This window comes from Eikenella sp. Marseille-P7795 (genome assembly GCF_916618725.1).
Classification (GTDB): domain Bacteria; phylum Pseudomonadota; class Gammaproteobacteria; order Burkholderiales; family Neisseriaceae; genus Eikenella; species Eikenella longinqua.
This window is the reverse complement of record NZ_CAKAJZ010000001.1, coordinates 590,847-616,351: the sequence shown is the minus strand read 5'-3', so window position 1 is coordinate 616,351 and position 25,505 is coordinate 590,847. Positions and strand designations below refer to the sequence as shown.

General features: G+C 58.1%; 30 protein-coding genes and 3 pseudogenes. 25 read left to right on the top strand and 8 right to left on the bottom strand.

The annotated features are described in order from the left end of the window. Positions 1 to 32: 32 nt before the first annotated feature. Both LG371_RS03130 and LG371_RS03125 read right to left on the bottom strand, forming a co-directional pair. Positions 33 to 431 carry a VOC family protein gene (locus LG371_RS03130; protein ID WP_067591960.1) on the bottom strand — a complete coding sequence of 133 codons (399 nt, stop codon included), beginning with the start codon at positions 429 to 431 and terminating at the stop codon, positions 33 to 35. A 259-nt stretch (positions 432 to 690) separates the two neighbouring features. Beyond that, positions 691 to 1,200, bottom strand: a pseudogene (locus LG371_RS03125) (O-acetyl-ADP-ribose deacetylase); the annotation flags it as partial. 201 nt (positions 1,201 to 1,401) lie between these two features. Between LG371_RS03125 and LG371_RS03120 the strand changes: the two are divergent. The 4 genes from LG371_RS03120 (at position 1,402) to LG371_RS03105 (ending at position 5,936) form a co-directional block, all read left to right on the top strand. Beyond that, on the top strand, positions 1,402 to 3,627 hold the full coding sequence (locus LG371_RS03120; protein ID WP_225747711.1) for a primosomal protein N': 2,226 nt from the start codon (positions 1,402 to 1,404) through the stop codon (positions 3,625 to 3,627). A 216-nt stretch (positions 3,628 to 3,843) separates the two neighbouring features. Then, a complete protein-coding gene (locus LG371_RS03115) occupies positions 3,844 to 4,161 on the top strand; it encodes a hypothetical protein (RefSeq protein WP_067591970.1) in 318 nt (105 codons plus the stop codon). Between the two features lie 128 nt (positions 4,162 to 4,289). Next, on the top strand, positions 4,290 to 5,228 hold the full coding sequence (gene ribF / locus LG371_RS03110; RefSeq protein WP_225747710.1) for a bifunctional riboflavin kinase/FAD synthetase: 939 nt from the start codon (positions 4,290 to 4,292) through the stop codon (positions 5,226 to 5,228). 186 nt (positions 5,229 to 5,414) lie between these two features. Continuing rightward, entirely contained in the window at positions 5,415 to 5,936 is a 522-nt protein-coding gene (locus LG371_RS03105; RefSeq protein ID WP_067591976.1) for a PH domain-containing protein, read from the top strand. 79 nt (positions 5,937 to 6,015) lie between these two features. Here the strand turns inward: LG371_RS03105 and LG371_RS03100 are convergent, their stop codons facing one another. The 3 genes from LG371_RS03100 to LG371_RS03090 form a co-directional block, all read right to left on the bottom strand. After that, positions 6,016 to 6,498, bottom strand: a complete 483-nt coding sequence (locus LG371_RS03100) for an aminoacyl-tRNA deacylase (protein ID WP_067591979.1) — start codon at positions 6,496 to 6,498, stop codon at positions 6,016 to 6,018. 43 nt (positions 6,499 to 6,541) lie between these two features. Continuing rightward, positions 6,542 to 6,877 carry a YnfA family protein gene (locus LG371_RS03095; protein ID WP_067591982.1) on the bottom strand — a complete coding sequence of 112 codons (336 nt, stop codon included), beginning with the start codon at positions 6,875 to 6,877 and terminating at the stop codon, positions 6,542 to 6,544. 138 nt (positions 6,878 to 7,015) lie between these two features. Continuing rightward, positions 7,016 to 7,303, bottom strand: a complete 288-nt coding sequence (locus LG371_RS03090) for a hypothetical protein (protein ID WP_067591985.1) — start codon at positions 7,301 to 7,303, stop codon at positions 7,016 to 7,018. 376 nt (positions 7,304 to 7,679) lie between these two features. On the opposite strand from LG371_RS03090, the gene ilvC reads away from it, so the two are divergent. The 11 genes and pseudogenes from ilvC to LG371_RS03035 all read left to right on the top strand — a co-directional run bounded on the left by ilvC (position 7,680) and on the right by LG371_RS03035 (position 17,691). After that, a complete protein-coding gene (ilvC, locus tag LG371_RS03085) occupies positions 7,680 to 8,693 on the top strand; it encodes a ketol-acid reductoisomerase (protein WP_225747709.1) in 1,014 nt (337 codons plus the stop codon). A 258-nt stretch (positions 8,694 to 8,951) separates the two neighbouring features. Beyond that, positions 8,952 to 9,785: a methylenetetrahydrofolate reductase [NAD(P)H] gene (gene metF / locus LG371_RS03080; protein WP_067591992.1), complete on the top strand. Its 834-nt coding sequence runs from the start codon at positions 8,952 to 8,954 to the stop codon at positions 9,783 to 9,785. 231 nt (positions 9,786 to 10,016) lie between these two features. Further along, positions 10,017 to 10,355 carry a CidA/LrgA family protein gene (locus LG371_RS03075; protein ID WP_067591994.1) on the top strand — a complete coding sequence of 113 codons (339 nt, stop codon included), beginning with the start codon at positions 10,017 to 10,019 and terminating at the stop codon, positions 10,353 to 10,355. Beyond that, the gene (locus LG371_RS03070; RefSeq protein ID WP_067591997.1) at positions 10,352 to 11,047 is read left to right on the top strand and encodes an LrgB family protein; all 696 of its coding nucleotides are present in this window, start codon (positions 10,352 to 10,354) and stop codon (positions 11,045 to 11,047) included. The genes LG371_RS03075 and LG371_RS03070 overlap by 4 nt, the downstream gene beginning before the upstream one ends. 220 nt (positions 11,048 to 11,267) lie before the next feature. After that, the gene (locus LG371_RS03065; protein WP_067592000.1) at positions 11,268 to 13,037 is read left to right on the top strand and encodes an acyl-CoA dehydrogenase family protein; all 1,770 of its coding nucleotides are present in this window, start codon (positions 11,268 to 11,270) and stop codon (positions 13,035 to 13,037) included. Positions 13,038 to 13,159: 122 nt separating this feature from the next. After that, positions 13,160 to 13,552 (top strand): hypothetical protein, encoded by a 393-nt coding sequence (locus LG371_RS03060; RefSeq protein ID WP_067592003.1) that lies wholly within the window; start codon positions 13,160 to 13,162, stop codon positions 13,550 to 13,552. Positions 13,553 to 13,870: 318 nt separating this feature from the next. Continuing rightward, a complete protein-coding gene (locus LG371_RS03055; RefSeq protein ID WP_225747708.1) occupies positions 13,871 to 14,362 on the top strand; it encodes a hypothetical protein in 492 nt (163 codons plus the stop codon). Between the two features lie 170 nt (positions 14,363 to 14,532). Continuing rightward, positions 14,533 to 15,337: pseudogene (locus LG371_RS03050) on the top strand (DNA ligase). A 231-nt stretch (positions 15,338 to 15,568) separates the two neighbouring features. Continuing rightward, complete coding sequence (locus tag LG371_RS03045) at positions 15,569 to 15,988, top strand: hypothetical protein (protein ID WP_067592012.1); 420 nt, start codon at positions 15,569 to 15,571, stop codon at positions 15,986 to 15,988. Then, positions 15,981 to 17,207: a beta-ketoacyl-ACP synthase gene (locus LG371_RS03040; protein ID WP_225747707.1), complete on the top strand. Its 1,227-nt coding sequence runs from the start codon at positions 15,981 to 15,983 to the stop codon at positions 17,205 to 17,207. Before LG371_RS03045 ends, LG371_RS03040 begins: the two co-directional genes overlap by 8 nt. Then, on the top strand, positions 17,188 to 17,691 hold the full coding sequence (locus LG371_RS03035) for a thioester dehydrase (RefSeq protein ID WP_067592017.1): 504 nt from the start codon (positions 17,188 to 17,190) through the stop codon (positions 17,689 to 17,691). Before LG371_RS03040 ends, LG371_RS03035 begins: the two co-directional genes overlap by 20 nt. A 136-nt stretch (positions 17,692 to 17,827) precedes the next feature. Here the strand turns inward: LG371_RS03035 and LG371_RS12365 are convergent, their stop codons facing one another. Next, the gene (locus LG371_RS12365; RefSeq protein WP_225747747.1) at positions 17,828 to 17,986 is read right to left on the bottom strand and encodes a type I-C CRISPR-associated protein Cas8c/Csd1; all 159 of its coding nucleotides are present in this window, start codon (positions 17,984 to 17,986) and stop codon (positions 17,828 to 17,830) included. 218 nt (positions 17,987 to 18,204) lie between these two features. Here LG371_RS12365 and LG371_RS03025 point away from each other — a divergent pair. Then, a pseudogene (locus LG371_RS03025) lies at positions 18,205 to 18,312 on the top strand (IS1595 family transposase); the annotation flags it as partial. 100 nt (positions 18,313 to 18,412) lie between these two features. On the opposite strand, the gene LG371_RS03020 reads toward LG371_RS03025, so the two are convergent. After that, complete coding sequence (locus LG371_RS03020) at positions 18,413 to 18,868, bottom strand: tyrosine-type recombinase/integrase (protein WP_255593058.1); 456 nt, start codon at positions 18,866 to 18,868, stop codon at positions 18,413 to 18,415. Next, a complete protein-coding gene (locus LG371_RS03015) occupies positions 18,856 to 19,446 on the bottom strand; it encodes a phage integrase SAM-like domain-containing protein (protein WP_225747706.1) in 591 nt (196 codons plus the stop codon). Before LG371_RS03015 ends, LG371_RS03020 begins: the two co-directional genes overlap by 13 nt. A 144-nt stretch (positions 19,447 to 19,590) precedes the next feature. Between LG371_RS03015 and LG371_RS03010 the strand changes: the two genes are divergently transcribed. From LG371_RS03010 to LG371_RS02970, 9 genes are all read left to right on the top strand, one after another. Beyond that, positions 19,591 to 20,079 carry a hypothetical protein gene (locus LG371_RS03010; protein ID WP_225747705.1) on the top strand — a complete coding sequence of 163 codons (489 nt, stop codon included), beginning with the start codon at positions 19,591 to 19,593 and terminating at the stop codon, positions 20,077 to 20,079. Positions 20,080 to 20,138: 59 nt separating this feature from the next. Then, complete coding sequence (locus LG371_RS03005; RefSeq protein WP_225747704.1) at positions 20,139 to 20,924, top strand: hypothetical protein; 786 nt, start codon at positions 20,139 to 20,141, stop codon at positions 20,922 to 20,924. 46 nt (positions 20,925 to 20,970) lie between these two features. Beyond that, the gene (locus LG371_RS03000) at positions 20,971 to 21,753 is read left to right on the top strand and encodes a LexA family transcriptional regulator (RefSeq protein ID WP_225747703.1); all 783 of its coding nucleotides are present in this window, start codon (positions 20,971 to 20,973) and stop codon (positions 21,751 to 21,753) included. A gap of 16 nt (positions 21,754 to 21,769) precedes the next feature. Continuing rightward, positions 21,770 to 22,354, top strand: coding sequence for a hypothetical protein (locus LG371_RS02995; protein ID WP_067593361.1), 585 nt, complete (start codon positions 21,770 to 21,772; stop codon positions 22,352 to 22,354). Between the two features lie 18 nt (positions 22,355 to 22,372). Beyond that, positions 22,373 to 22,627, top strand: coding sequence for a hypothetical protein (locus tag LG371_RS02990; RefSeq protein WP_225747702.1), 255 nt, complete (start codon positions 22,373 to 22,375; stop codon positions 22,625 to 22,627). 53 nt (positions 22,628 to 22,680) lie between these two features. Next, complete coding sequence (locus LG371_RS02985; RefSeq protein WP_225747701.1) at positions 22,681 to 23,649, top strand: hypothetical protein; 969 nt, start codon at positions 22,681 to 22,683, stop codon at positions 23,647 to 23,649. Next, positions 23,627 to 24,070, top strand: coding sequence for a hypothetical protein (locus LG371_RS02980; protein WP_225747700.1), 444 nt, complete (start codon positions 23,627 to 23,629; stop codon positions 24,068 to 24,070). The genes LG371_RS02985 and LG371_RS02980 overlap by 23 nt, the downstream gene beginning before the upstream one ends. A 684-nt stretch (positions 24,071 to 24,754) precedes the next feature. Beyond that, entirely contained in the window at positions 24,755 to 24,982 is a 228-nt protein-coding gene (locus LG371_RS02975) for a hypothetical protein (RefSeq protein ID WP_225747699.1), read from the top strand. After that, positions 24,958 to 25,494, top strand: coding sequence for a hypothetical protein (locus tag LG371_RS02970; RefSeq protein WP_225747698.1), 537 nt, complete (start codon positions 24,958 to 24,960; stop codon positions 25,492 to 25,494). Before LG371_RS02975 ends, LG371_RS02970 begins: the two co-directional genes overlap by 25 nt. The last annotated feature ends 11 nt before the right edge of the window (positions 25,495 to 25,505 follow it).

Here is a 25,505-nt window from a genome sequence, read left to right as displayed (position 1 = left end):
AGCCTCTCTTTTCCAGCAAATTTCCAGCAAATCTACTCGTTCCAAGCCATCGCTTCGATTTTGTGCCCGTCTAAATCGCGCACAAAGCAGCCGTAGTAGGCTTCTCCGTAGTGCGGGCGTTTGCCGGGCGCGCCGTCGGGCTGGGCGCCGTGGGCGAGGGCGGCGGCGTAGAAGGCGTCCACCTGCGCATTGTTTTCCGCCAAAAAGGCGATGTGCACGCCGTTGGCGGTTTGCGCGGGCTGCCCGTCGTGCGGCGCCTGAATCCAGAATTCGGGGAAGGCGCGGCCATAGGCGATGGCGCGGTGTTCGCTCAAATCCAGCACGCGGCGGATGCCCAGCGGGGCGAGCGCGGCATCATAAAAGGCGGCGGCCCGCTCGAATTGATTGGTGCCGAGGGAAACGTGCGACAGGGCGCTTTGCGGTTGGGTCATGGCAGAACTCCTTTTGCGGGTGGGGAATGGCTTATAGCGAACCAACTTAACTTTCGCTACGGCGTTAGCTCGCCTTGCCGTACTCCTCTGTACTGTCTGCGGCTCGCTGCCTGGTATCGAAAGCCAATTTGATTCGCTATAGTGATTTTAAACCATTGGGCATGGCGGATTCCAGAATCCGGCCTGCGGCCAAGCAAAGGGCTACCTGAAAAATGCGCAACGCTTTTGGCTGCGCCCAAACATTTTTCAGGTAGCCGCCAACAGCCGCCAACAGCCGCCGATAGCGCGCCGCATCCTGCGCCGAAAAGCAGCAAAACACCACGCGCGCCACCTGCGGGCATTGCGCCAGCGTGTCGCGCACGGCCTGCACGGCGATTTCCGCCGCCTCGTCTGCGGGATAGCCGTACACGCCGGTGCTGATGCAGGGGAAGGCGATGCTCTTGGCGCCGTGCGCGGCGGCCAGCCGGAGCGAGCGGGCATAGGCCGCGGCCAGCAGCGCCGCTTCTCCGTGCCGCCCGCCGCGCCACACCGAGCCGACGGTGTGCACCACCCATCGCGCGGGCAGGCGGTAGCCCCGGGTGATTTTGGCTTCGCCCGGCAGGCAGCCGCCCAGCGTGCGGCACTCGGCCAAAAGCTGCGGCCCGGCGGCACGGTGTATCGCCCCGTCCACCCCGCCGCCGCCGAGCAGCGAGGAGTTGGCGGCGTTTACGATGGCGTCCACCGCCAGCGTGGTGATGTCGGCTTGGATGGTTTCGAGTGTGGCGGGCATGGCGCTTTCCTTGCTGCTGTGGGGTTGAAGGCTACCTGAAAAATGTTTGGGCGCAGCCAAAAGCGTTGCACATTTTTCAGGTAGCCTAGGCTTCGCCTGCATGATACGCCCGCTCGGCTGCCGACCCAAGAGGCTGGCTGAAATCTGCCGCCGCCGTTTCAGGTACAATACCCGCCGTCTCCCTCCCCGCCTCCCATTGCCGTGCCCTACTGCCAAGTTGCCCTCAACGTGCCGCTCGACAAGCTGCTCACCTACCGCGCCGACCGCATTCCCGCGCCCGGTACGCGCGTGGCCGTGCCCTTTCGCGGCAAAACCGTGGCCGGCATCGCGTGGGGCGCGTGCGCAGCGCCGGAAATCGATCCCGCCAAAATCTTGCCGCTGGCGCAGGTGTTTGCAAACGAGCCGCCGCTGCCCGCCGCCTGGCGCGAGCTCATCGAATTCACCGCCCGCTATTATCACCACTCCATCGGCCAAACCGCCTTCACCGCGCTGCCGGCCGGCCTGCGCGAAGCCAAGCCCTGCCCGCTGCCGCCGCCCGAGCCGTGGTTTGCGCTCACTGAATTGGGGCGGCAGCAGCCCACGCCGCCGCCGCGCCACCGCCGCCAGGCCGCGCTGTGGCAGGCCTTGCTGGCCGCGCCCTTGAGCCGGAGCGCCGCCCGCGCCATTGCGCCGCAAGCCGCCGTGCAACTGGCCGCCTGGCAGGCGCAGGGCTGGCTCGCCGCCGAAACGCCCGTTGCCCCCGCCCGCCTGCCGATTCCGCCTTCGCCCGTGCCGCTCAACCCCGGGCAGCAGGCCGCCGCCGATGCGGTGGCGCAGGCGCAGGGCTTCGCCCCCTTCCTGCTGCATGGCATCACCGGCAGCGGCAAAACCGAAACCTATTTCGAAGCCATGGCCGCCGCGCTCTCTGCTGGCAGGCAAGTGCTGTTCCTGCTGCCGGAAATCAGCCTCACGCCGCAGCTCATCGCCCGATTGCAACAGCGTTTTGCCGAGGTGCCCACCGCCGTGCTGCACAGCCAAACCGCCGCCGGCGAGCGCACCCAAGGCTACCTGAAAGCCATGTGCGGGCAAGTCCGCCTGGTGGTGGGCACGCGGCTGGCGGTGTTCACGCCGCTGCCGGATTTGGGGCTGATTGTGGTGGACGAAGAGCACGACGCTTCGTTTAAGCAAGACAGCGAGCTGCGCTACCACGCCCGCGATTTGGCCGTGTGGCGCGCGCGGCAGGCCGGCTGCCCGATTATGCTGGGCAGCGCCACGCCCTCTCTGGAAAGCTGGCACAAAGCGAAAAGCGGTGCCTACCGCCTGCTCAGCCTGCCGCAGCGCGCCCGTGCCGCCGCCCGCCTGCCCGAAATCTGCCTCATCGACATCCGCCGCGAGCCGCTGGATCAAGGCTTCTGCCCCGCCGCCTTCAAGCTCTTGCGGCAAAACCACGCCGCAGGCGGCATGAGCATGGTGTACCTCAACCGGCGCGGCTTCGCCCCCACCCTGTTTTGCGGCGACTGCGGCCACACCTTCGGCTGCCCGCACTGCTCGGCCAAGCTGGTGCTGCACCAGCGCGCCCGCCAGCTGCGCTGCCACCACTGCGGCCTGGCCGTGCCCATTCCGAAAAAATGCCCCAGCTGCGGCAACCAAGACCTCACCGCCGTGGGCATCGGCACGCAACGGGTGGAAGAAGCCCTGCGCGCGCAGCTGCCCGAAGCCAAAATCGAGCGTGTGGACAGAGACAGCGTGGCGCGCAAAGGCGACTGGCAGCGGCTCTACCAGCGCATTGCCGAAAACGGCGTGGACATTTTGGTGGGCACGCAGATGCTGGCCAAAGGCCACGATTTCGCCCGCCTGAACCTGGTGCTGGTGCTCAACGCCGACGGCAGCCTTTATAGCGCCGACTTCCGCGCCCCCGAGCGCCTGTTTGCCGAGCTGATGCAGGTGGCCGGGCGTGCCGGACGCGCCGAGCTGCCCGGCCGCGTGTTTATCCAAACCCGCCTGCCCGAGCACCGCGTGTACCAATCCCTCCTGCGGCAAGACTACCCCGCCTTCGCTGAAGCCGAACTGGCCGAGAGAGAAAGTTTCGATATGCCGCCCTTCGCCCACACCGCCGCCGTCCGCGCCGACGCCGCCAATATGGCCGATGCGTTGGAACTCTTGCGCCTGGCCGCCGAGTGGGTGGCTCAGCAAGGGCTACCTGAAAACGAACGCAGTGAGTTTCGCCAAAACGGGGAAAGCGAAGCGGCCGAAGTGCTCTGCCTCGGCCCCGTGCCCATGCTGCTGGCCCGGCTCGCCGGCCGCGAACGCGCGCAGGTGTTCCTCGAAAGCCCCAGCCGCAAAGCCCTGCACCGCCAAGTGTCCCTCTGGCAGCAGGCACTCGCCGCGCTGGCACGGCAGTTTGCCGCCGCCAGATGGTCGGTGGACATCGACCCGCTGGAAATGTGAGCCGCCATAGATGGATGGGCAATACCTGCCGCGCAAAAGGCTACCTGAAAAATAAGCCGCCAAAAGGGCAGGATATTTTTCAGGTAGCCTTTTCATGCCGCTGCAGCTTGGGCATTCATGCCCGATATTTGTACTAAAAACCGATAGACATTCCCCCTAAGTATCGGCAAAATGTGGTCTCTTTCGTTTCATCCCGCAACCCAAAAAGGAAACCCCATGAAGAAAACTCTGTTTGCCGCCGCCCTGCTGGCCGCCGTGCTTGCCCCTGCCGCTTCCGCCAAAACCGTGCAGCAGATGCGCAGCGAATTCGTGTCCTCCTGCGTGCAGTCTGCCACTTCCGGCGGCAGCACCCTAAACCGCTCGATGGCCACCACCCTGTGCGGCTGCACCTTCGACGAAACCGCCAAGCAATACCCCGCCGCCCAATGGAAACGCACGCTCGAGCAATACGACCGCACCGGCAACGACCCCGTGTTTGAACGCCGCATGCGCGCCTCCACCGAAACCTGCGTGCGCCGCCACGTGCGCCGCTAATCCCCGCGCATCAAACCAAAGGCTACCTGAATTTATTTTCAGGTAGCCTCAATCTTTCCCGCCACAGCGGATGCTTTCCGCCGTCCTTCCCGCTACAATACGCCCTTTTCGTTTCCCCGCCACATCCCATGAACATCCGCTTCGGCAACACCGCGTTTCTGCCGCACCCGCGCGGCAGCGCCGTAACCATCGGCAACTTCGACGGCGTCCACCTCGGCCACCGCCACATCCTCGAACGCCTGCGCCAAGAAGCCGATGCGCGCGGCCTGGCCGCCGTGGCCATCGTGTTCGAGCCGCAGCCGCAGGAATTTTTCAGCCGGCGGCGCGGCGTGGAACAGCCCTTCCGCCTCAGCCCCCTTCGCGAAAAACTGCGCCTGCTGCGCGATACCGGCTGCCTCGACGCCGTGTGGGTGCTGCGTTTCAACGCCGAGCTCTCCGCCATGCCCGCGCCCGATTTTATCCAAAACCTGCTGTTCGGCCAGCTGAACACCCGCTACCTGCTCATCGGCGACGACTTCCGCTTCGGCGCCGGCCGCCAAGGCGATATCGAGCTCCTGCGCCGCCGCCCCGAAATGCAAACAGAAAGCACCCCCTCCGTGATGGTGCAAGACGTGCGCGCCAGCAGCACCCTGGTGCGCCAAGCCCTGAGCGAAGGCCGCCTCGCCTACGCCGAAAGCCTGCTCGGTCACCGCTATTCGCTCATCGGCCGCGTGAAGCACGGCGCCAAGCTCGGCCGCACTATCGGCAGCCCCACCGCCAATATCCACCTGCCCCCGCACCGCTACCCGCTCGGCGGCGTGTTTGCCGTGGCCGCACACGGCGCATTCGGCAGCCGCCCCGGCGTGGCCAGCTTCGGGCTCAACCCCACCGTGTCCGACCTGCCCACGCAGAAGCTGGAAGTGCACCTCTTTGATTTTGCGGAAAACCTATACGGCCAGCGCCTGTGCATCGACTTCCTGCACAAACTGCGCGACGAGCAAAAATTCCCCGGCCTGCCCGAGCTGCAAGCGCAAATCGCCGCCGATATGGCCGAAGCCCGCGAGTGGCTGGCACGGCATTCGCGTTAAGCCTTCACACCGTTGCAACATCCCAAAAAGGCTACCTGAAAATGTTTCAAACCATTTTTCAGGTAGCCTTTTTGTGTTTTCATCTTTCCCCTTAACATTATCTAGCAAATATTAAGGATGCTTTAACTTTTATATCAGCCATGCTATGCTTTTGGCTCATCTTAATTAACTATAGTGGAGATAATCATGAGAAGCCAAGAAGAAATCCAACAGATGCTGACAGACTGTGGTGCTATAGACTTTTTTGGAACAAAAAAAGAAGTAAAAGAACTTCCTAACATCATACATGATGATGAAATAATTACTTATGCAACATCAGGTTTATTGGATGGAAATACATGGTTGATTGTTTCTACTAATAAGCGAGTCATTTTCTTAGATAAAGGCATGATATTTGGGTTAAAACAAGTAGAAATACCATTAGAAAAAATTAATTCAATAAGCTATAAAAAAGGACTTCTGCTAGGCGAAATTGATATCTGGGACGGTGCTTCTCGTATGGGAATAACTGGCGTCACGAAACAGACACTGGTTCCGTTTGTAAATGCAGTAAATAAGGCTAAGGAAGAATTAGCTAACTTACACTCCCAACCTGTTTCTTCTCATTTATCTACCGCTGATGAGATCTTAAAATTCAAGAATCTGCTGGATCAGGGGATACTGACCCAAGAGGAATTTGATAAAAAGAAAAAAGAATTGCTTGGCTAACGTGTTGCCTGAAACCTTCAAAATTAAAAGGCTACCTGAACTTTTTCAGGTAGCCTTTCCTATGCCCACCAAGCGCCGGCTAATCCACCGCCACGTCCACCGCCTGCGCGCCCAAGCTCTCCAGCGCGGCGGGCGGCACGGCCACCAGGAAGCCGCGTTTGCCGCCGTTGATGTAGAGCGCGGGCAAATCCCAGATGCTGCGTTCGGCATACACCGGCAGCGCGGTTTTGCAGCCGAATGGGCTGGTGCCGCCCACCAGGTAGCCCGTCCATTTATTGGCCTGCTCGGGCGTGGCGGGCTCGATGTGCTTCATGCCGAGGTGGCGGGCGAGCTGGCGGGTGGAGATGTGGCGGTCGCCGTGCATCAGCACGATGAGGCCTTGTTTGTGCTCGTTTTCCAGCACGATGGTTTTGATCACGGCGTGTTCGTCCACGCCGAGGCATTCGGCGGGCTGGGCGGTGCCGCCGTGCTCGATATAGGGATAGAGGTGCGGCTCGTAGGCGATGTGGTGCTCGCGCAGAAAGCGGATGGCGGGGGTAACGGGATAGTGGGGTTTGCTCATGTTGGGCTACCTGAAAATGGAAATTCGCTGGGGAAACAAGGTTTCACGCGCGGCCGCCCCACATGATCACCGCCGCGCCACACAAACACAGGGTGGCGCCCAGCCAGTCGCTCGCCTTGGGCAACACGCCGTCGGCAAAACGCAGCCAAAACAGCGCGGTAACGATATACACCCCGCCGTATGCGGCATAAATCCGCCCGCTGGCGGCCGGATGCAGGGTGAGCAGGTAGGCAAACAGCGACAGGCTCGCGGCGGCAGGCAGCAGCAGCCAGGCGCTTTTGCCCTGCCGCAGCCACAAATAGGGCAGCCAGCAGCCGACGATTTCCGCCAGCGCGGTGAGCAGGAACAGCAGCAGGGTTTTGGCGGTGTGGGGCAGCATGGCGGGGTGTCTGTGGGTGGAGGGTCGGCTTGGCCGAAATGGGTTTCACTGTGTGGAAGCCAACGTTTTCAGGTAGCCTACATCTTGCCCGCAGGCTACCTGAAAGCGCCAGCTTCAACGCAGTTAAAAACCGCCGGCCTATTTGGCAAACGGCAGCCAGCGCCGCGCCAGCACATACATCGCCGCGCCGCCCACGGCCAGCACGGCAAACACGATGCCCTTCTTGCGCGCGTTCGGGCAGAGCCAATACACGCCGAGGCTGAAGCTGAAAAACAGCAGCGACACCGCCCACACCAGCTGCTTATCTTTAAAGCGGTTGAGCGTGTAGCTTTCGGTGAGCATCACATAAAGCTGCCACAGCCCGGCAAAACACATAAAAAACACGCCGGCAGGCAGAAAAATCAGGCCGAGTTCTTGTTGGCTCATGGCGAGGCCTTATCAAACAGAATCAGGCCGGCATTATAACCAAAGCACCGCCTGCTTCCTATGATGATGCCGTTTGCGGGGCATCCGTAGATTTTAGGTAGCCTTTCATCGCGGCAAATCCTCAACAACAAGACAATTTGTCTAAAATAATCTATTCAGAGCAAACTTTTTTGCCGATTTCTAAAAATTTTGTCCAAAAAGCTGCCAATCTGTCAAAAATCGGGTAGTATGCCCCACCTATGCGACAGCGCCTCACCTACCCGCTCCCGTGCCGCCCGCCCAAACGGCCACAAGCCCGATTATTCCGCAGCACGGCCGGCCTGCCGACTTCCCGTATCCCGTTTATTTGATTTCCGAATACAGAAAAGGATTCCCCATGAAAGTGTATTACGACAAAGACGCCGACCTCTCCCTCATCAAAGGCAAAACCGTGGCCATCATCGGCTACGGTTCGCAAGGCCACGCCCACGCCGCCAACCTGAAAGATTCCGGCGTGAACGTGGTGGTGGGCCTGCGCCAGGGCGGCTCTTGGAAAAAGGCCGAAGCCGCCGGCTTTGAAGTGCTGCCTGTGGCCGAAGCCACCAAAAAAGCCGACGTGGTGATGATTCTGCTGCCCGATGAAAACCAGCCCGCCGTGTATCGCGCCGAAATCGAGCCGAACCTCAAGCAGGGCGCCGTGCTCGCCTTCGCCCACGGCTTCAACGTACACTACAACCAAATCGTGCCGCGCGAAGATTTAGACGTGGTGATGATTGCCCCCAAAGGCCCCGGCCACACCGTGCGCAGCGAGTTTCTCAAAGGCGGCGGCGTGCCCTCGCTGATTGCCGTGTATCAGGATAAAAGCGGCAAAGCCCGCGACATCGCCCTCTCTTATGCCGCAGCCAACGGCGGCACCAAAGGTGGCGTGATCGAAACCAACTTCCGCGAAGAAACCGAAACCGACCTCTTCGGAGAGCAGGCCGTATTGTGCGGCGGCGTGGTGGAGCTGATCAAAACCGGCTTCGAAACCCTGGTGGAAGCCGGCTACGCGCCCGAAATGGCCTACTTCGAATGCCTGCACGAAATGAAGCTCATCGTGGATTTGATCTACGAAGGCGGCATCGCCAACATGAACTACTCCATTTCCAACAACGCCGAATACGGCGAATACGTTACTGGCGTGGAAGTGATTAACGACCAATCTCGCGAAGCCATGCGCAATGCTTTGAAACGCATCCAAACCGGCGAATACGCCAAAATGTTCATCCTTGAAGGCGCCACCCACTATCCGAGCATGACCGCCCGCCGCCGCCTCACCGCCGACCATCAAATTGAAAAAGTCGGTGCCCAGCTGCGCGGCATGATGCCCTGGATCGCCAAAAACAAACTGGTGGATCAAGATAAAAACTAAGCTTTCTTAAGCAGCAAGCCAACAGGCTACCTGAAAAATATTTTTCAGGTAGCCTGTTTCCTCTTTCTCTTGCTCCACACGCATATCAAGCAAAAAACTCTTTTCTAGAAAACCAGTTATCCGTTTCCGCACCCCAGCCCGCATCCAACCTGCATGAATCCCATTCATCGCCCGATGCCGATTTTTCAGCCCGCCGCCCTTGCCTAAACCCCCGTCGCCCGCTACCGTATCGCCCTTTACCGCCCTTATCCCACCGCCATGCAAAACAACACCCTCAGCTTCGAATTCTTCCCCACCCGTACCCCCGAAGGCCGCGAAAAGCAGAAAATCACCCGCAAGCAGCTCGCCCAATACCAGCCCGAATTCTTCTCCTGCACCTCCGGTGCTGGCGGCACCACCCGCGAAGGCACCATGCAAACCATCCGCGACATCCTCGCCGAAGGCATGGCCGCCGCCCCCCACATCCCCTGCGTGGGCCTCGATGCCGGCGAGCTCACCGAGCTGCTGCAAGAATACAAAAACATGGGCATCCGCCACATGGTCGCCCTGCGCGGCGACATCCCCTCCGGCATGGGCCTGGGCACCACCGGCCTGCACCACGCCAACGAGCTGGTCGAGCTCGTGCGCCGCCAATTCGGCGACTGGTTCCACATCGAAGTGGCCGCCTATCCCGAATACCACCCGCAATCGCGCAGCGCCGAAGACGACATCCAAAGCTTCGTGCGCAAAGTAAAAGCCGGTGCCGATTCCGCCATCACCCAATTCTTCTTCAGCGCCGACGCCTACTTCCGCTTCCTCGACGATGTGCGCGGCCGCGGCGTGGACATCCCCATCGTGCCCGGCATCATGCCGATTGCCAACTTCTCCAAGCTCGCCCGCTTCGCCGATATGTGCGGCGCCGAAATCCCGCGCTGGCTGCGGCTCAAGCTGCAATCCTACGCCGACGACACCGCCTCCATCAAAGCCCTTGGGCTCGATGTGGTAACCGAAATGTGCGCCCGTCTACTGCGCCACGGCGCCCCCGGCCTGCATTTCTACACCCTAAACCAAGCCGGCCTCTCCTCCACCATCTGCCAGCGCTTGGGCTATTGATCGGCCGCTTGCTGGTGCAAACAATAAAGGCTACCTGAAAACTGGATTGCGTTTTTCAGGTAGCCTTTCATCTTGGCCAGATTTGGCCTCACCATGCAGTCCTAAAATTTTGCCTTACCGCAAACCAAGCGCCATCGGGCGCTCTTATCTACTTTAAGCTGCCTCCTCGCCCGCCAATCATCGGTGTATAATCCCGCCCCTTCTCAAACTATTTCCCCTAGGCAAGTAACCATGTTACGCGCGCTCATCATCGTTTTCGCCTGCCTGGCCGCAGGCGAAGTGTTTTTGCACTTCACCCACCTCAAGCTCCCCGCCAGCATTGCCGGCCTGCTGATTTTGTTCGGCCTGCTCCAAGCCGGCTGGGTGAAAGACACCTGGCTCAAGCCGCTCACCGAATTCCTCATGCAGCACATGATGCTGCTGATGATTCCCGCCTGCGTGGCGCTGATGGACTACTTCTCCATCGTGGTGCTGGATTTTTGGTCGATTGTGTTGGCCACGCTGGCCAGCACCATCCTGGTGCTGCTCTCCAGCGCCAAAACACACGAAATCCTGAGGAAACGGCAATGAAAGAGCTCGCCGCCAACCCCATCGTACTGATTCTGCTCATGCTCGGCGTGTACCGACTCAGCCTGCTCATCCGCCTGCGCAGTGGCAGCCCGCTGGCCAACCCGCTGATGGTGAGCACGGTTTTGGTGATCGGCTACCTGAAACTCTGCGGCATCAGCTACGACACCTTCATGCAAACCGGCCGCATGGTGGGCTTCTGGCTGCAACCGGCCATCGTGTGCCTGGCCGTGCCGATGTATCAGCAATGGCCGCGCATCCGCACGCAATGGCTGCCGATTGCCGCCTCGCAGGTGGTGGGCAGCGTGGTGGGCATCATCACCGGCGTGCTGTTTGCCCACTGGCTGGGCGCGGGGCACGAAGTTACGCAGGCGCTGGCCGCCAAATCCGTTACCATGCCGATTGCGCTGGAAATCACGCATGTGCTGGGCGGCGTGCCCGCCGTTACCGTGGCCGCCGTGCTGCTGGCCGGCCTCACCGGCCAATTTATCGGCTTCTGGCTCCTGCGCCACAGCCACATCCGCAACCGCATTTCCCATTCCATCGCGCAAGGTACCGCCTCGCACGCCATCGGCATCGCCGCCAGCTTGGAAATCAGCGGCCACTTCGCCGCCTACGCCACCCTCGGCCTCATCTTCAACGGTATCCTCACTTCCTTCCTCGCCCCGATTATCGTGCCGCTCTTGGGCGTGTGAGAGGCTACCTGAAAACGGGAGCCGGTATTCATACCCGGCAAGCCATCTCTGCCCGCTGCCACACAAAAGGCTACCTGAAAAACGAAAAACAGTTTTCAGGTAGCCTTTTTGCCGCCCATCAATCCCGCCGCACAAACCCCGCCTGCGCCATACCCAAGCCCCTGCCGATTTGCTATGCTAAGGGCAATCCCATCCCATTCCCCATACAAAGGAGCTCCCCATGTCCTACCGCGCCCCCGTAAACGAACTGCTGTTTTCCCTGCATACCCACGGCAACCTCGCCGACATCATCCAATGGTATGCCGAAAGCGGCATCGACGAAGACACCGCCGCCGCCATCATCGAAGAAGCCGCCAAATTCAGCGAAGAAGTGTTCCTGCCCACCAGCCGCACCGGCGATCTGCACGGCGCGCGCCTGGAAAACGGCAAGGTCGTCACCCATCCAGACCTCGCCGCCGCCTACCAAGCCTTCTGCGAAGCTGGCTGGGCCGGCCTGCGCGCCCCCGCCGAATACGGCGGCCAAGGCCTGCCCGCCATCCTCTCCGCCGTGTGCGAAGAAATGTACTACTGCGGCAACCTCGCCCTCTCCCTCATGCCCATGCTCACCGTGGGCGCGGTGGAAACCATCGCCTGCCACGGCTCCGAAGAGCAGAAGCAAACCTTCCTGCCCAAAATGAGCCAAGGCCTCTGGAGCGGCACCATGAACCTCACCGAGCCCCAGGCCGGCACCGACCTCGCCCAAGTGGCCACCAAAGCCGTGCCGCAGGAAGACGGCAGCTACCGTATCAGCGGCCAGAAAACCTTCATCACCTGGGGCGAACACGAGCTCGCCGAAAACATCATCCACCTCGTGCTCGCCCGCCTGCCCGGCACTACCTCCGGCATCAAAAGCCTCTCCCTGTTTATCGTGCCCAAATACAAGGTCAACCCCGACGGCAGCCTCGGCGCGCGCAACAGCGTGCACGCCACCGCGCTGGAACACAAAATGGGCATCCACGCCAGCCCCACCTGCGTGATGCAGTTCGACGAAGCCGAAGGCTATCTCATCGGCAAAGCCGGGCGCGGCCTCTTATACATGTTTACCATGATGAGCCACGCCCGCCTCGGCGTGGGCATAGAAGGGCACGCCGTGGCCGAAGCCGCCTACCAGCTCGCCCTCGCCTACGCCCACGAGCGCATCCAAGGCAGCGCCCCCGACGGCAGCCCGCTCGCCATCATCCACCACCCCGACGTGGCACGCATGCTCATCCAGCAGAAAGCCACCCTCGCCGCCCAGCGCGCCCTGTATATCCAAGCCGCCGCCGCGCTCGACGCCTCCCACCAACACCCCGACCCCGCCGGCAAAAAAGCCGCCCGCAGCCGGCTCGACTACCTCATCCCCATCGTCAAAGCCTGGTGCAGCGACAACGGCACGGTATTGTCCAACCTCGCCATGCAAGTGTTCGGCGGCGCCGGCTACATCGAAGAAACCGGCGTGGCACAGCTCGTGCGCGACGTGCGCATCACCGCCATTTATGAAGGCACCAACGGCGTGCAAGCCGCCGACCTCGCTCGCAAAACCGTGGCCGACAAAGGCGCCCTCGTGCGCAGCCTGCTTGCCGAAGCCCAGCAAACCGCCAACGAGCTCGCCGCCATCGAGCCCTCTGCCGCCGAGCCGCTAAACCGCGCCCTGGCGCTGGCCGAACGCAGCGTGGCCAGCCTGCTGCAACAGCACGAAGCCAACCACGCCGCCACTGCCGTTCACGCCGACGCCTTCCTCAACCAAACCGCCCTCACCCTCGGCGCCGCCGCCCTAGCCAAAAACTTCCTCGCCGCCCGCAGCCCGGAAAGCGAAGCACGCTTCGGCAGCGAATTCTGCCAAGCCCAGCAGCACATCGCCCGCGCCTACCTCGCCTACGTGCTGCCCCAGGCCTACGCCTGCGCCGAACGCATCGGCGGCAGCGCCGAAACCCTGCTCGCCGTGCCGCTGACCGCGCTGGCTTCGTCTTAAAGCGCACGGCATGGTAAAGGCTACCTGAAAAATTTCAGGTAGCCTTCAACAGCGCACAGCTTGGGTAACGCCTGCAGCTAACTCAAGCTGCGTTTCCTGAAAACAGGCCAAACAAATAATTTATGGAAATCGTTTTAGACGAATGGATGGGCATTAGATGCCAAGAAAGAATTTTCAATATTTCTTCGGAGGCCGAATTATTGTCCATTTTGGAAAAATTAGACACCAACAAGCATACGCTGGCCAATTTAAGCACCGGCAACAGTTATCTGATGGTGGTCGGCGGCAATGGGAAATACGTGGTAACTGGCGAAGAAAACGATGTGCTGTTTAACCTCACGCTTGAAACGGCACCCTCGCCATTGGTGAAATTAAATGCCGGTGGGCAATACGGACTATTCGAGGCAAAATATATCATTCATCGGGAGCTGGCATTCCGTTGTGCCGCTGAATATTTCAAATTAGGGCATATTCCTGCTACCGACCCGGATTTTAACTGGGAAAGAATAGATTAAAACCCATTCTGCACGGCCAGCGGATTGGACAGCAAATGCAGCAAGTTGCTTGAGTGCGAAATCCAACATTGCTATCCTCCTTTGCTGGGTGAGGCCTGCGGCTAACTTAAGCTGCACTTTCAGGTAGCCTCCAAACCAACTATCATCTTTCCGCCCAACCATGAGCCACCCTCCAAACTACCGCAGCAGCAAATCTCGCGCCCAGCGCCTGCCGCGCCACCGTTCCCCCAAGCGCAGTTGCCCAAATGCCATGACACCGCCGTTCCGCCCAACTATATTTCCGGCTATATTTAGGCCTATACCCGGCGGCGCGGTGGGGTGTGCAAACAGCGCGGCGGCACGGTATATACCGTCTCTTGGATCGGCATGATAGCGATGGCTGCCGCCACGCTGGCGGGCGGCGTACTGCTGGCCTTCCTGCTGATGGCTCTGCTGATAATAGTCGACCTTATCCCCGAACTTATCCTGCTGCCGCCCTTCGCTCTGTTTTGGCTGTGGCTCACCGAAAGCTGGTGGTTCGGCCTCACCACGCGCCGCTTCGCCAAAATCACGCCCGGCGAGCTGATTTTGTATGGCGCATTCGGGCGGGTGCGGCAAACCTACAATCGCCAAGCGTGCAGTTTCCGCGGCGGGGTTTACGAGCTCAAAAGCTCCGGGCATCCGCGTTACGTGTTTTTCAAATTGCATGCCCGCCGCCCCGGCCAACGCTTTGCCCGCAGTATTAACCTCAGCCTGTGCGCCAATCCCGGCGCCTTAATCAAAGAGTTGGTGGGCAGCGAATCGTTTATCCTGTGGCCTTACAAAACATAAAGGCTACCTGAAAACGATGTCTTGCGAAGCAAGGCTGAGTTTCTGCGAAGCTAAAGCACCGCTTCAACGAAGTTAAACCGAGCAAAACAAGTTTCTGCGAAGCTAAACCCGCAAACCATTTTTCAGGTAGCCTCAACCCAAGCACCCCATCCCACCCCAACCATCCCGCCATGAAACGCCTCCTCCTCATCTTCGCCCTCCTGCTTTCCCCCGTCCTGCACGCCGCACCGCCCAATCTCATCCTCGCCAAAGAATACAGCGGCCAAAACATTGCCGGCTGGGCCATGAGCGAAAAGCTCGACGGCGTGCGCGCCTATTGGGACGGGCAAAAACTCATCAGCCGCCAAGGCCACCCCTTTTCCCCGCCCGCCGGATTCACTCGCGATTTCCCGCCCTTTCCGCTCGACGGCGAACTCTACAGCCGGCACGGCGCCTTCGAGCAGATTTCCGCCACCGTGCGCCGCAGCGGCAGCGATTGAGCGGCATCAAACTGCACGTTTTCGACGCCCCGCAAGCCCCGGCAACCTCTATCAACGCCTCGAACTCGTGCGGCGCCACCTCGCCGCCCACCCCCGCGCCAACATCGCCCTCATCCCGCAAACCCCCGCCCGCAATATCGAGCACGCCCGCCAATTCCTGCGCCAAATCGAAAACCAAGGCGGCGAAGGCGTGATGCTGCGCAACCCCGATACCCCCTACCAAGGCGGCCGCAGCAGCAACCTGCTCAAGCTCAAAAGCGCCCACGACGCCGAATGCACCGTTACCGCCCACCACGAAGGCAAAGGCCGCAACACCGGTCTGCTCGGCGCCGTGTCCTGCCGCAACGAGCTGGGCGAATTCCGCATCGGCTCCGGCTTCAAAGACGCCGACCGCCGCAACCCGCCCCCCATCGGCAGCCGCATCACCTACAAATACCGCGGCTTCACCGCCAAAGGCACCCCCCGCTTCGCCACCTACCTGCGCCGTGCCAACTGAACCCTAAGCCGCCTGCCCGCGCAAAAGGCTACCTGAAAACGATGTCTTGCGAAGCAAGGCTGAGTTTCTGCGAAGCTAAAACGCAAATCTGTTTTCAGGTAGCCTTTCGCCAGCCCGCCGCCGCGTTGCCTAAGCTCCCGCACCAGCCGTTTGCCATGCCATACTGCGCCGTTTCCCTCCGGCTTCGTCTATAATCCCTCCTTCCGTTTACCCCGCAAAGGCTACCTGAAAATGCCCGCCACACGCCTCCTCCCCCTCCTCGCCGCGCTGCTGCTTGCCGCCTGCGGCGCCACCTTCGCCCCGCAGGATTTGCCGCATCTGGCGGCGGGCGAGAGCCGCCGTTTCAAGCTGGAGCGGCTGGACGAAACCGGCGCGGCGGAGCAGGTGTCGCTGCTGGTGGTGCAGGGCGAGGCGGGCGGGCAGTCGCGCTGGATTCAAACCGACGCGTTCGGCGCGCCGCTGGCGCGTTTGCTGGCCACGCCAAGCGGCTGGCGGCGCGACGGTTTCGTGCCGCCGAACCATGCTTCGCAGGCGGTGTTCACGGCGATGTTCCCGCTGTTGGAAAACGGTTTTTCTGACGGCCGGCCGCGCGAACTGGAAAGCGGCGGGGCGAAATGGCGGCTCACGCCTTTGGGAGAGAACGATGAATAAGGCGCGGGCATACCTCGGTCGGCCGGGTTTGGTGTCGGCGTTGGGCAGCGGCGTGGCGGAACATGTGCGCGGCCTGTTGAGGCCGTCTGAAACCAGCCCGCTCACCTTTTCCACCGAATGGGTGAAGGGCAAAAACCGTGCTTTCGGCGCGGTAAACCGGCCGTTGCGCCCGTTTCCAAGCAATCTGCCCGCCGAACACCGCAGCCGCAACAACCAATTGCTGTGGGACGCTTTGGCGCAAATCGAACCGCAAATTCAGGTAGCCCTCAGCCGTTACGGCGCGGGCAGAATCGGCGTGGTCATCGGCACATCGGTGGGCGGTGCGGACGAAAACATCCCGCTGTTCCAACACGTTGCCAACGGTGGCGGCTGGGCGGACATGCCGTTCAAACAGCAGGCGCAACTGCTTTCCTCGCCCGCCGATTTTGCCGCAGCGGCGTACGGCCTGCGGGGCGCGTGCTACGGCGTGTCCACCGCCTGCACTTCCGGCGCGCGCGCCCTCATCAGCGCGGCACGGCTCTTGCGGCTGGGCGTGTGCGACGCGGTGCTGTGCGGCGGCGTGGACACGCTCTCGCCGCTCACCATCAACGGCTTCGCCGCGCTGGAAGTGCTTTCAGACGGCCTCACCAACCCGTTTTCCAAAAACCGCAACGGCATCAACATCGGCGAAGCCGCCGCCGTGTTCGTGATGACGCGCGAAGGCGGCGGCGATACCCTGCCGCTCTTGGGCTACGGCGCGAGCAGCGATGCGCACCACATGTCTTCCCCACGCCCCGACGGCCTCGGCGCGGCGCAGACTTTTCAGGTAGCCTTAAACCACGCAGGTTTGCCGCCCGAAAGCATCGGCTGGATTAACCTGCACGGCACCGGCACGCCGCTCAACGACGGCATGGAAAGCCGCGCCGTGGCCGACGTGTTCGGCAGCCATACCGCTGCCACCTCCACCAAACCGCTCACCGGCCACACCCTCGGCGCAGCCGGCGCGCTGGAAGCCGCGTTTTTATGGATCATGGCCAGCCGCCGCGACAACCCCGAAGGCGCATTGCCGCCGCAATTGTGGGACGGCCAGGCCGACCCCGCGCTGCCCCCAATCGCGCTCACAGTTTCAGGTAGCCATTGGCCGCAGGGGCGGCGCATCGGCGCGAGTTCGTCCTTCGCCTTCGGCGGCAACAATAGCGTCCTCATCATCGGAGAAGAACATGCCGCAATGCCCGATTAAACAGCCCGCCGCATTACTGCCGCACAGCGGCCGCATGGTGCTGCTGGATGAAGTTTTATCTTATGATAACAACAGCCTGAACGCCATCTGCACCGTCCGGCCCGACTGCATCCTGCTGCCAGACGGCGCAAACGCCCTGCCCGGCTGGCTCGGCATGGAAATCATGGCGCAGGCCGTGGGCGCATGGGCGGGCGCGCACGCGCTGGACGCAGGCCGCCCCGTGCAGCTCGGCTTCCTGCTCGGCACGCGCAAGCTCACCTTCGCCCAGCCCGACATTCCCGTCGGCATCGTACTCGACGTGCAAATCACCCTGTCCTGGCAAGACAACGCCACCAACATGGGCGTGTTCGACTGCACCCTAACCTGCCGCACCCCACCCCCTAGCCGCCCCGACCTCCCGCCCGGCACCCTGCTGCTCTCCGGCGCGCTCAACGTGTTCAGCCCCACCAGCCGCGAGGCCTTGGACGCGATTTTGGGGCGGTAGCGGAAATACTGCTGCCCTTTATTTTGGATCGGTTGCAGCTGGTGTTTTCAGGTAGCCTGAACGCGATCTGCAGTTAAGTATTTGTAATACATAGCCACCCGAAGGCGACTGGGTGGTATATTCAAACATGGCTTGTTTACCAACTGGAAATGTAAACCCCTTGTTTCTTGCCATAGGAATGAAATGCCGTACTTCCCTTATCAACCACACAAAAAGGTGTTGGTTTTTTATGAACACCAGAAATTTGATGATGTTTACGAGCAACCAGTGCTTTTTTGCCTGTTACAAGGCAGATTCTATCTTTGAAATCATATGCTTATTTATCATTACCAGCAGAAATGGATAAATAATCCTGTGCCATTTTAGGTTGGCACACTAAAGCTGCAGACTCTTCCACCAAACGAAACTTATATTGCTATCTTTAGCTTTAATAATCTTAGGAGCTGACGTAGATTAGCAGCTATGCTAGGCTACGAAAATGCAAATAACCAATTGTAAACTAAGTGGGAAAATACAAAAGAAACTGCTCGAGTTTTTGTACTCGAAGTTACCGCCCGTGCTGCTGCCGATATTTTAGGCATACAGCCCAACTCTGCCATCCTGTTCTACCGCATAATCAAGCATCAAGACGGCTGCCATAGATAAGCATATACTGCATAAGCATAATTCATCTTTTGGCAGCCGTTATATTTCCGCAATTTCTAGAGGTGTTCCGCAAACTCTATTTTAGCGGCTTGAGTATTTTACCGCGCCGGATGTAGGTTTTGGTCATCTGCTCAGAGGCGTGGCCAAGTTGGTCGGAAGCGCTGCGGGTGTCGGCAGCCAGGTAAATGTCCGTGGCGGCTTTGGCGCGCAAATCTCGAAACTGGAAATTGGACAGCTCTTCCGCTAGTTCCGGTCGTTGCTGCATGACGGTTTTGCGCAACTCTAGAAACTGCCTGCCTAAAGAGTCGCGGGTCAGTGGTTTCCCGTGGCTGTTGAGGAACAGGTGGCCGTTATCTTGGTGGATGCGGTCGATGATTTCTTTGAGCTTGCCGCTGATTTCAAAGCGCAGTTTGGCACCTGTTTTCTGTTGGCTGATATGCAGGATGCCTTCGTGGATGTGGCTGCTGTGAATGCCGACTATATCAACAGGGCGCTGGCCGGTGATGTAGGCAATGTCCATTAAATCACGCATCTGCTGGCTGGCAGCCTGATAGACGGCCTGATACAGGTAATCCTCAAATAAACCTCACGGCGCTTCTTGCTGTGCTTCTTGACGTTGCGGCAGGGGTTTTCTTTGCTTGTCCAACCCTGCTCTCTGGCATAGTTAAAGATGGCGCTGAGATAACCGATTTCGTTGTTGGCGCCGCCGGGGGTGTCTTTGCGCCAGTCGAGATAACGGCGGACGTGTGCCGGCTCGATTTCATCCAACGGCGCCGGGTTGTCCCCGCCGAAAAACTTAGACAGCTTGCGCACGGCATTGTTGGCGCCGGAAATGGTGTTGCGGCTGCGGTGGCTGATGATATTCTGCAGGTAGCGTTCGGCTGCAACAGGGAAGGTAACGCGGGCGGTCTTGGGCAGTTTGGCTGCTTCGAGTTTGCTCCACTCTTGGACGGCGGCAATGTAGTCCGTGCCAAGCGGGATTTCTTTGCGCCGCCCGTCTTCCCGCCCGTCGTAGTAGTAATAGACGGTGGTCTTGCCGTTTTTTCGGGTGCGTCTGCGCGCCAGCATTCTATCTGGCAGGTTGCTGTTGGCGCTTCGTTTCCTGCCCATGATTATTCCCTCCTAGACTGCCGGCTGCCACCTGGGCTTGTCCGGCTTATGTTTTTGCGGTTTTGCCCGCGCGTTGGATTTAACTGAGTTTGTTGAGCGCCGCATGATGGCGGCAGTGGCCCGTGGCTTGGTGCATACGATGCATTGCACAACAACATTGACACCTTCACCGGCGGCAAGCTGGTGCAGGACTACATGACGGAGGGCGAGAAAAACACCATCCGCGCCAAGTGGATTGCGGGGCAGATTCTGCCGGCCAGCGTGGGCATGCCCTTCTCCTACCACAGCAACAATGTGCTGGACGGGATAAAGAACCAGCTGGAAGGCACGAAAGCCGCCGAAGTGTTGGAAGATTTGGGCTGGACGGGCAAGACTTATCGCGGCGAAGATAAGCAGCTATACCGCGCGGCTTTGGGTGCGCTGGGCGTGAAGATTCGCGGCGAGAAGCCGGAGGATTTACGCGCGGCCACACAGCGCAGGCTACGCAGCCAAGAGCGGGAAATCCGCGCCGATATGGGACGCATCCGCCGCAACAACACGCTCAGCCCGCGTGCCAAGGAAGCCATGCTCGGACGGAGGCAGCAAGCATTGCAGCGGCTGTTTGAACAAATGCCCGGACGCGCGAAGGATTGAACGTAACCGATTAAAACCCCTGCCACAATACCCCTGTTGAAATAACGGGGGTATTTTTTATGGCGCAACCAAACCGCTACGAACCGCAAGTGGGCTTTGCCGAGCAAACCCGCAACAACGTGCCGGGGCGCAGCCCGATTAACGCGGGGGCATTGGACGCGGAGCTATCGGGCATTTCGCAATCCATCAACGGCATTGTGGGCAACTTGGAGCTAATCCAGCGCGACGATGGGAGCCTGAAGGATGCCACGGTGCATCTGCATGCCTTGGGCGAAACGGTGCTCAACCTGATGGGCGGCTTTAACCTGCGCGGCGAATGGCAGGCGGGGGAGAGCTATGCCGACAAGGATATTGTGGATTACCAAGGGCATTTGTTTGTGTGCATGAGGGCGAACCAAGATGCAGCCTTCACGCCCGCCAACTGGCACAGATTCGGCGAGAAAGGGGCGGAGCTGCACCAGGTGCTCCGGCAGGTGGCGCATATGCAGGCGCAAGTGCAGGAGGAAGGACGCAAGGCTTTGCAGGCGGCGGCGCAAACCCAGCAGGCGGCGGCACAAGTGAGCACGCAGGCCGGCGTGGTGGCGCAATTGGCTACGCAAGCGGAGGCTTCGGCACGCACGGCCAAGGCGAGCGCGGACGCGGCGGAGCAATCGAGGGTGGCTGCCGAAGCCGCTGCCGCCAGCGCGGAAGGCGCGGTGAACAATGTGAGCGGCAAGCTGGCGGCGAAGCTGGATACCAGCGTTTTTGAAGAGTTTAAGAGCAAGGCGGTATTCAAGCAACGGGACTTTTTCCATAAAACACTCCAGTTCAAAATCATAGCTAAATATAACCGCAGGTTATTGTAATGTCAATACCTGCGGTCGTTTGATTTTGATTACTGATGGTAATAACATGCTCCAAAAACAAGGAGGCAATATGGCTGTAAAGAAACGCGTACTAACGCAAGAAGAGCAGTTTGAATGTGCTGAATTAAAAAGTATTTTTCAGAAAAAAAAGGGAGAGCTGGGGTTATCGCAGGCAGCAGTAGCCGATGCGCTCGGCATTTCACAAAGCGCGGTCAATCACTATCTGAATGGCAAAAATGCACTCAATGCCTCCGCTGCCAGCAGGTTTGCCCAGTTATTGCAAGTCCCAGTTTCTGACTTCAGCCACCGCTTAGCTAAAGAAATCAATATGATGTCTATTGGTATTGATGTAGAGAAGCTGAAAGCGATGGGCGAGGATGTGTTGGCAGAAACCACCACCCTGCAATTGATGGATGTTGCCGGTTCTTGCGGGCAAGGGGTAGTCAATCCTGAATACCCATCTCTGCTCCGCTCTATTGAAATTCCCGATGCCGCCCTGTTGCAACTATTGGGAACAACCAACCTGAATAACGTGGAACTGGTTTCTCCGGATGGCGATAGCATGGAGCCAACCATCCCGCGCAAAAGTATCATTTTGGCAAAAACCAATACCAGCGTATTCGACGGTAGCGGTATTTACTTCTTTACCTTGGACGGGTACAGCTATATCAAAAGACTGGCACGCGGCAAACACGGCGTGATTAAAGCCACTTCCGACAACCCCGCCTACTCAGGAACAAACTTTGAGATTTCCCCGGAAGAATTCGACCAGCTCACCATCCATGCCAAGCTTTGGAAAGTGCTGCCGCTGGAGTTTTTGGATATTTAGAACAGAGAGTTAAACAATGAGCAACCCTGAATCGAACGGGCAAAAAAACCTTATATATGCTGCTTGTGCCATTATCGTAATATTGTTGTCGGTTATCCTTTTCTTGGTTGGCAATAACCGACAGCCGACCAACACCATCAAACCAACCGCCGAAACCCACCTACCTGCTACTTCCTCATCGGAAGCGGCTCAAAACGGCCAATCAAATTCCGAGCAGGTTAGGCAGTTTATGAATGATTTAAAGACACAGGATGCGCAAGCCGTTTTTGCCTACTTACAGCAACACAAAGAATTAGAGGCTACTTGGACGACAGCAAGCAAAGAAACTGTTACAGCATCTGCATTTAAATATCCTCAGATTCCAAACGGATTTGTTATTGAGACCAACTTTCACGCCATAACCGGAAACGGAGAGGATGCTGTTTATGATGTATTGATGGCAGATGAAAACGCAGATGGCGTGCTTGACCGAATCATCTACACAAATATGCAGAATCGTAGTGATGAGCATGTTTATCACAATCCGACTGATGAGGCCTCCGTTATGCTATGGGAAGTGTCATTGAGAGAATTAGCCAGGGCATCCCGTTTACCCCATTAATCTAAAAGAGATACCACCATGAAAACCATCTACCTAGCCCAAGCCTTTGCGTTCGAAGTCAAAAAAGGCAAGGCCACCAAGAAACTGCTCAACGAGCAGCCGATACAGTACGCATCAGCAGACCAGGCTATCAGCCGGGCAAGAAGGATGGCGGAGACTAAAGCTGGGGCGATTGCGATAGCCCAGCAGTTTGACGAGGCTACGGGCGAAGCAGGAGATTACGAGGCGCTGTGGCAGGGTGGGACGTTGCCGCAGGGGCTGGTTGAGGATTGAATAACCGTTAAAGGCTGTGTTTGTGAAACAAAATCTTGTTAGGGAGAGTAACCATGTCTGATTTAGGAATGAAGTTGCGGGCTTTTACTATTGATAATCCTGATTTCAATCAGCGTAATACGGATATTTTAGCTGCGTTGAGAAATAAACTGCTCACATCCGAGAATGCCAATGCGCGTAAGATGGTGTTGAACGAGCAAGATGAAAACAGGGAGGCGGATTTAATCTCCAACTACAATCACGACAGTGCAGACCAAGAACCGCTGTTTTGTACCATGCTTCGTATCGCGCCCGGGAATAATGTTCAGCATGTCAGCGAAGTTTTGATGGGCAAAAACTTATTTTCTTTAGATGAGCTTGATGAAGATGAGATAAACAGAGCGGCAGCAATTTATAAAAGCCACTACTATTTTGCTTTGACAGACCGGTTTCTTGTAACCAATCTGCCTGGTAACCGGAAGATTCGGCAATTGCAGACCTACCTCAACTGGCTGCTTGGTACGCTGTATGAACTAACACCTATGATTGATACTGTTCAGGTTGATTCGCTGCGAGACATCAAGAACATCACTTTCCAAGATTCGGCAATCTACCCTTGGACAAGCCAAGAAAAAGGCACAGGCAGCTCAATTGGCGAAAAAATGATAAATATTCATCATATTGCCGCCGATTGGTTGCGCTCTATTTTGGCAAGCCAAACCGATGTGAAGTATCTCGACGAAATCGAGCTGGAGCAGATGATTTCCGCGAAGCTCATCATCCAGTTTAAACGGCAACGGAAAAACAGCCCGGAGGAGATTCAAAAAGCCTATGGCGCTCTGCTCAAACCGATTGCCGACCTAGATGATATTGCCATCACAGACAAAAACGGCAAAGTATTAATGAACGGGAAAAGCATTCAAAAAACCAAGACCGTAAAGATAGACAGGACTACCACAGGTAAACCAAATGAGCAAACTATATCGCAGGAGATGCGCACTTTTCTGCTAGAATTAGCTCATGAAAAGGATACTCACACTTAGTCTGCTGCTTGTGTTTTTGTCAGTTTTGCTTGCTTCAACGACAAGTGCCAGGCCAGCTTCAGACTTTTTAGGCACCCTCTATACCGTGGCCGGTATCATGTTTTCCATCGGCATGGGGATCATTTGTGCCATCAACCTTGATAAAGTCAGGAACGTCAAATTCTACACGGCTATCAAAGCCAACATCCTACAGGTTCGAAATATCTACTTGTATTATTTTGCCATCATATCAGTCGGGTATCTAGCTTATCAGCTTGCTCCCGGATTTGAATGCACAGTTACTATCCAAGGTGCGGCAATTACATTCAGGCTATCCTTACTTGTCGCCCTTTTAACCGTATTAAGTATCATATACTTCACACTAAATTTCCTTGCCATTCAAAAGCTAAACTTCCAAATTACTGAAAAATCTAGCCAATAGCCCGCCCAGCGCGGGCTTTTCTTTTGCCCGTCAAATCCCATCCAATCCGATTCACAAACCAAATAGCGAATCAGATGTGATGCACAAACCCCAACTGTAAACCAGTAGCTGACTGTTGCTGCGCCGCCGTGTGCGGCTTTTTTGTTGCCGGAAATCTTGAGTTTTGCCGACTTTCGACGAGTTTGTCTTAATTTTTTTTATTTTATTAATCAGATAGATGTAAAAAATAACCGCTAATTATATTACTTGCGGTATTGACTAATAATATAACCGCTAGTAATATACACCCCAACGAAGCACGAAACAGACACCGGCGACCCCGCATAAGTCCTTCAAACGGCGGCGGGGAAACAGGGGGAGAGCCGGAAGGCAGCAGTATCCAGCCATCCGCCCCTTATAAGCCGATAGCGAAATAGAACGCTTCACGATCTTTTATCAAGGCGAATTTTTAACAGAGCCTCTTCACAGAGGAGGCTTGATTAAAAGTTTGTAGATTACCTAGTGCGCCGCCTTGAGTTCCCATGCCGAGGGGAACCTTGCAGCAATTCGCGTATTCATGCGCTCGAGTAAGCATGCACACCTTTGCGGGGCGCAGCCCATACCGCAGCGCGCAAAAAAGGCTGTCCTGATAAAACGCAGTACAGGGTGGCGCACTAGGTAATTTGATCGAAAGAGAGAGCAATCATGTACACCATCCAGCCAGACTATGACGGCATGTTAGCCGACTACTTGGACGAAATCAGCGCGGCAGATTACGAAGAGAGCAGGCAGGCAGCCGAAGCCCTGCGGCTGGAGAAAGAATACCGCAGCGAAATCATCCGCGAATGGGCAGAGGTATCCGGCAGCCTATCCAACAGCCCGCAGCGCAACCGACCAGACCGGGGCGGATGGCGAAAACGGGCAATGCGGTGACGGACACCAACAACGTTATTCAACAAGCCACGGCCAACGGGGGATTTAAAACGCGGCGCACACCGGCGGCACAGCAGGTGGTATCGGTGCAAGCGGGCAATCAGATGGTGCGCACTTATGTGATGCGCGATGGCAGCACTTATCAGCGCATCGGCGGCTCACGGGCTTGGCGCAATAATAACCCGGGCAATATTGTGTATGGCGATTCCGCCCGCCGCTACGGCGCAATCGGCCATGACCAGAACGCAGCGGGGCATACGATGGCGGTATTCCCGACCGAGGAAGCAGGCAGACGGGCGAAGGCGGCTTTGTTGTTTGAATCGCCCAAATACCGCAACCTTTCGCTGCATGATGCGATTTACCGCTATGCACCGCCGAAAGACCGCCAAGGGCGCGTAATTAACAACACCGCGGCCTACTATGCCCGCGTGCTGAATGCGGTGGGCGGGCAGAACAAACCGATGATACGCCATTTGAGATATTACAGGCTTCATTCTCAACCTATGGTGTAAACGTCGCGGTT

Coding starts and splice junctions, on each gene's coding strand:
- LG371_RS03075 (WP_067591994.1), top strand. CDS start 10,017: ATGTTACGCGCGCTCATCATCGTTTTCGCCTGCCTGGCCGCAGGCGAA.
- LG371_RS03005 (WP_225747704.1), top strand. CDS start 20,139: ATGGCGCAACCAAACCGCTACGAACCGCAAGTGGGCTTTGCCGAGCAA.
- LG371_RS03105 (WP_067591976.1), top strand. CDS start 5,415: ATGAGAAGCCAAGAAGAAATCCAACAGATGCTGACAGACTGTGGTGCT.
- LG371_RS03035 (WP_067592017.1), top strand. CDS start 17,188: ATGCCGCAATGCCCGATTAAACAGCCCGCCGCATTACTGCCGCACAGC.
- LG371_RS03060 (WP_067592003.1), top strand. CDS start 13,160: ATGGAAATCGTTTTAGACGAATGGATGGGCATTAGATGCCAAGAAAGA.
- LG371_RS02990 (WP_225747702.1), top strand. CDS start 22,373: ATGAAAACCATCTACCTAGCCCAAGCCTTTGCGTTCGAAGTCAAAAAA.
- LG371_RS03065 (WP_067592000.1), top strand. CDS start 11,268: ATGTCCTACCGCGCCCCCGTAAACGAACTGCTGTTTTCCCTGCATACC.
- ilvC (WP_225747709.1), top strand. CDS start 7,680: ATGAAAGTGTATTACGACAAAGACGCCGACCTCTCCCTCATCAAAGGC.
- LG371_RS02980 (WP_225747700.1), top strand. CDS start 23,627: ATGAAAAGGATACTCACACTTAGTCTGCTGCTTGTGTTTTTGTCAGTT.
- LG371_RS03015 (WP_225747706.1), bottom strand. CDS start 19,446: ATGGGCAGGAAACGAAGCGCCAACAGCAACCTGCCAGATAGAATGCTG.
- LG371_RS03040 (WP_225747707.1), top strand. CDS start 15,981: ATGAATAAGGCGCGGGCATACCTCGGTCGGCCGGGTTTGGTGTCGGCG.
- LG371_RS03045 (WP_067592012.1), top strand. CDS start 15,569: ATGCCCGCCACACGCCTCCTCCCCCTCCTCGCCGCGCTGCTGCTTGCC.
- LG371_RS03115 (WP_067591970.1), top strand. CDS start 3,844: ATGAAGAAAACTCTGTTTGCCGCCGCCCTGCTGGCCGCCGTGCTTGCC.
- LG371_RS03070 (WP_067591997.1), top strand. CDS start 10,352: ATGAAAGAGCTCGCCGCCAACCCCATCGTACTGATTCTGCTCATGCTC.
- LG371_RS03020 (WP_255593058.1), bottom strand. CDS start 18,868: ATGCGTGATTTAATGGACATTGCCTACATCACCGGCCAGCGCCCTGTT.
- LG371_RS03130 (WP_067591960.1), bottom strand. CDS start 431: ATGACCCAACCGCAAAGCGCCCTGTCGCACGTTTCCCTCGGCACCAAT.
- ribF (WP_225747710.1), top strand. CDS start 4,290: ATGAACATCCGCTTCGGCAACACCGCGTTTCTGCCGCACCCGCGCGGC.
- LG371_RS02985 (WP_225747701.1), top strand. CDS start 22,681: ATGTCTGATTTAGGAATGAAGTTGCGGGCTTTTACTATTGATAATCCT.
- LG371_RS02975 (WP_225747699.1), top strand. CDS start 24,755: ATGTACACCATCCAGCCAGACTATGACGGCATGTTAGCCGACTACTTG.
- LG371_RS02995 (WP_067593361.1), top strand. CDS start 21,770: ATGAGCAACCCTGAATCGAACGGGCAAAAAAACCTTATATATGCTGCT.
- LG371_RS03090 (WP_067591985.1), bottom strand. CDS start 7,303: ATGAGCCAACAAGAACTCGGCCTGATTTTTCTGCCTGCCGGCGTGTTT.
- LG371_RS03100 (WP_067591979.1), bottom strand. CDS start 6,498: ATGAGCAAACCCCACTATCCCGTTACCCCCGCCATCCGCTTTCTGCGC.
- metF (WP_067591992.1), top strand. CDS start 8,952: ATGCAAAACAACACCCTCAGCTTCGAATTCTTCCCCACCCGTACCCCC.
- LG371_RS02970 (WP_225747698.1), top strand. CDS start 24,958: ATGGCGAAAACGGGCAATGCGGTGACGGACACCAACAACGTTATTCAA.
- LG371_RS03095 (WP_067591982.1), bottom strand. CDS start 6,877: ATGCTGCCCCACACCGCCAAAACCCTGCTGCTGTTCCTGCTCACCGCG.
- LG371_RS03000 (WP_225747703.1), top strand. CDS start 20,971: ATGCTCCAAAAACAAGGAGGCAATATGGCTGTAAAGAAACGCGTACTA.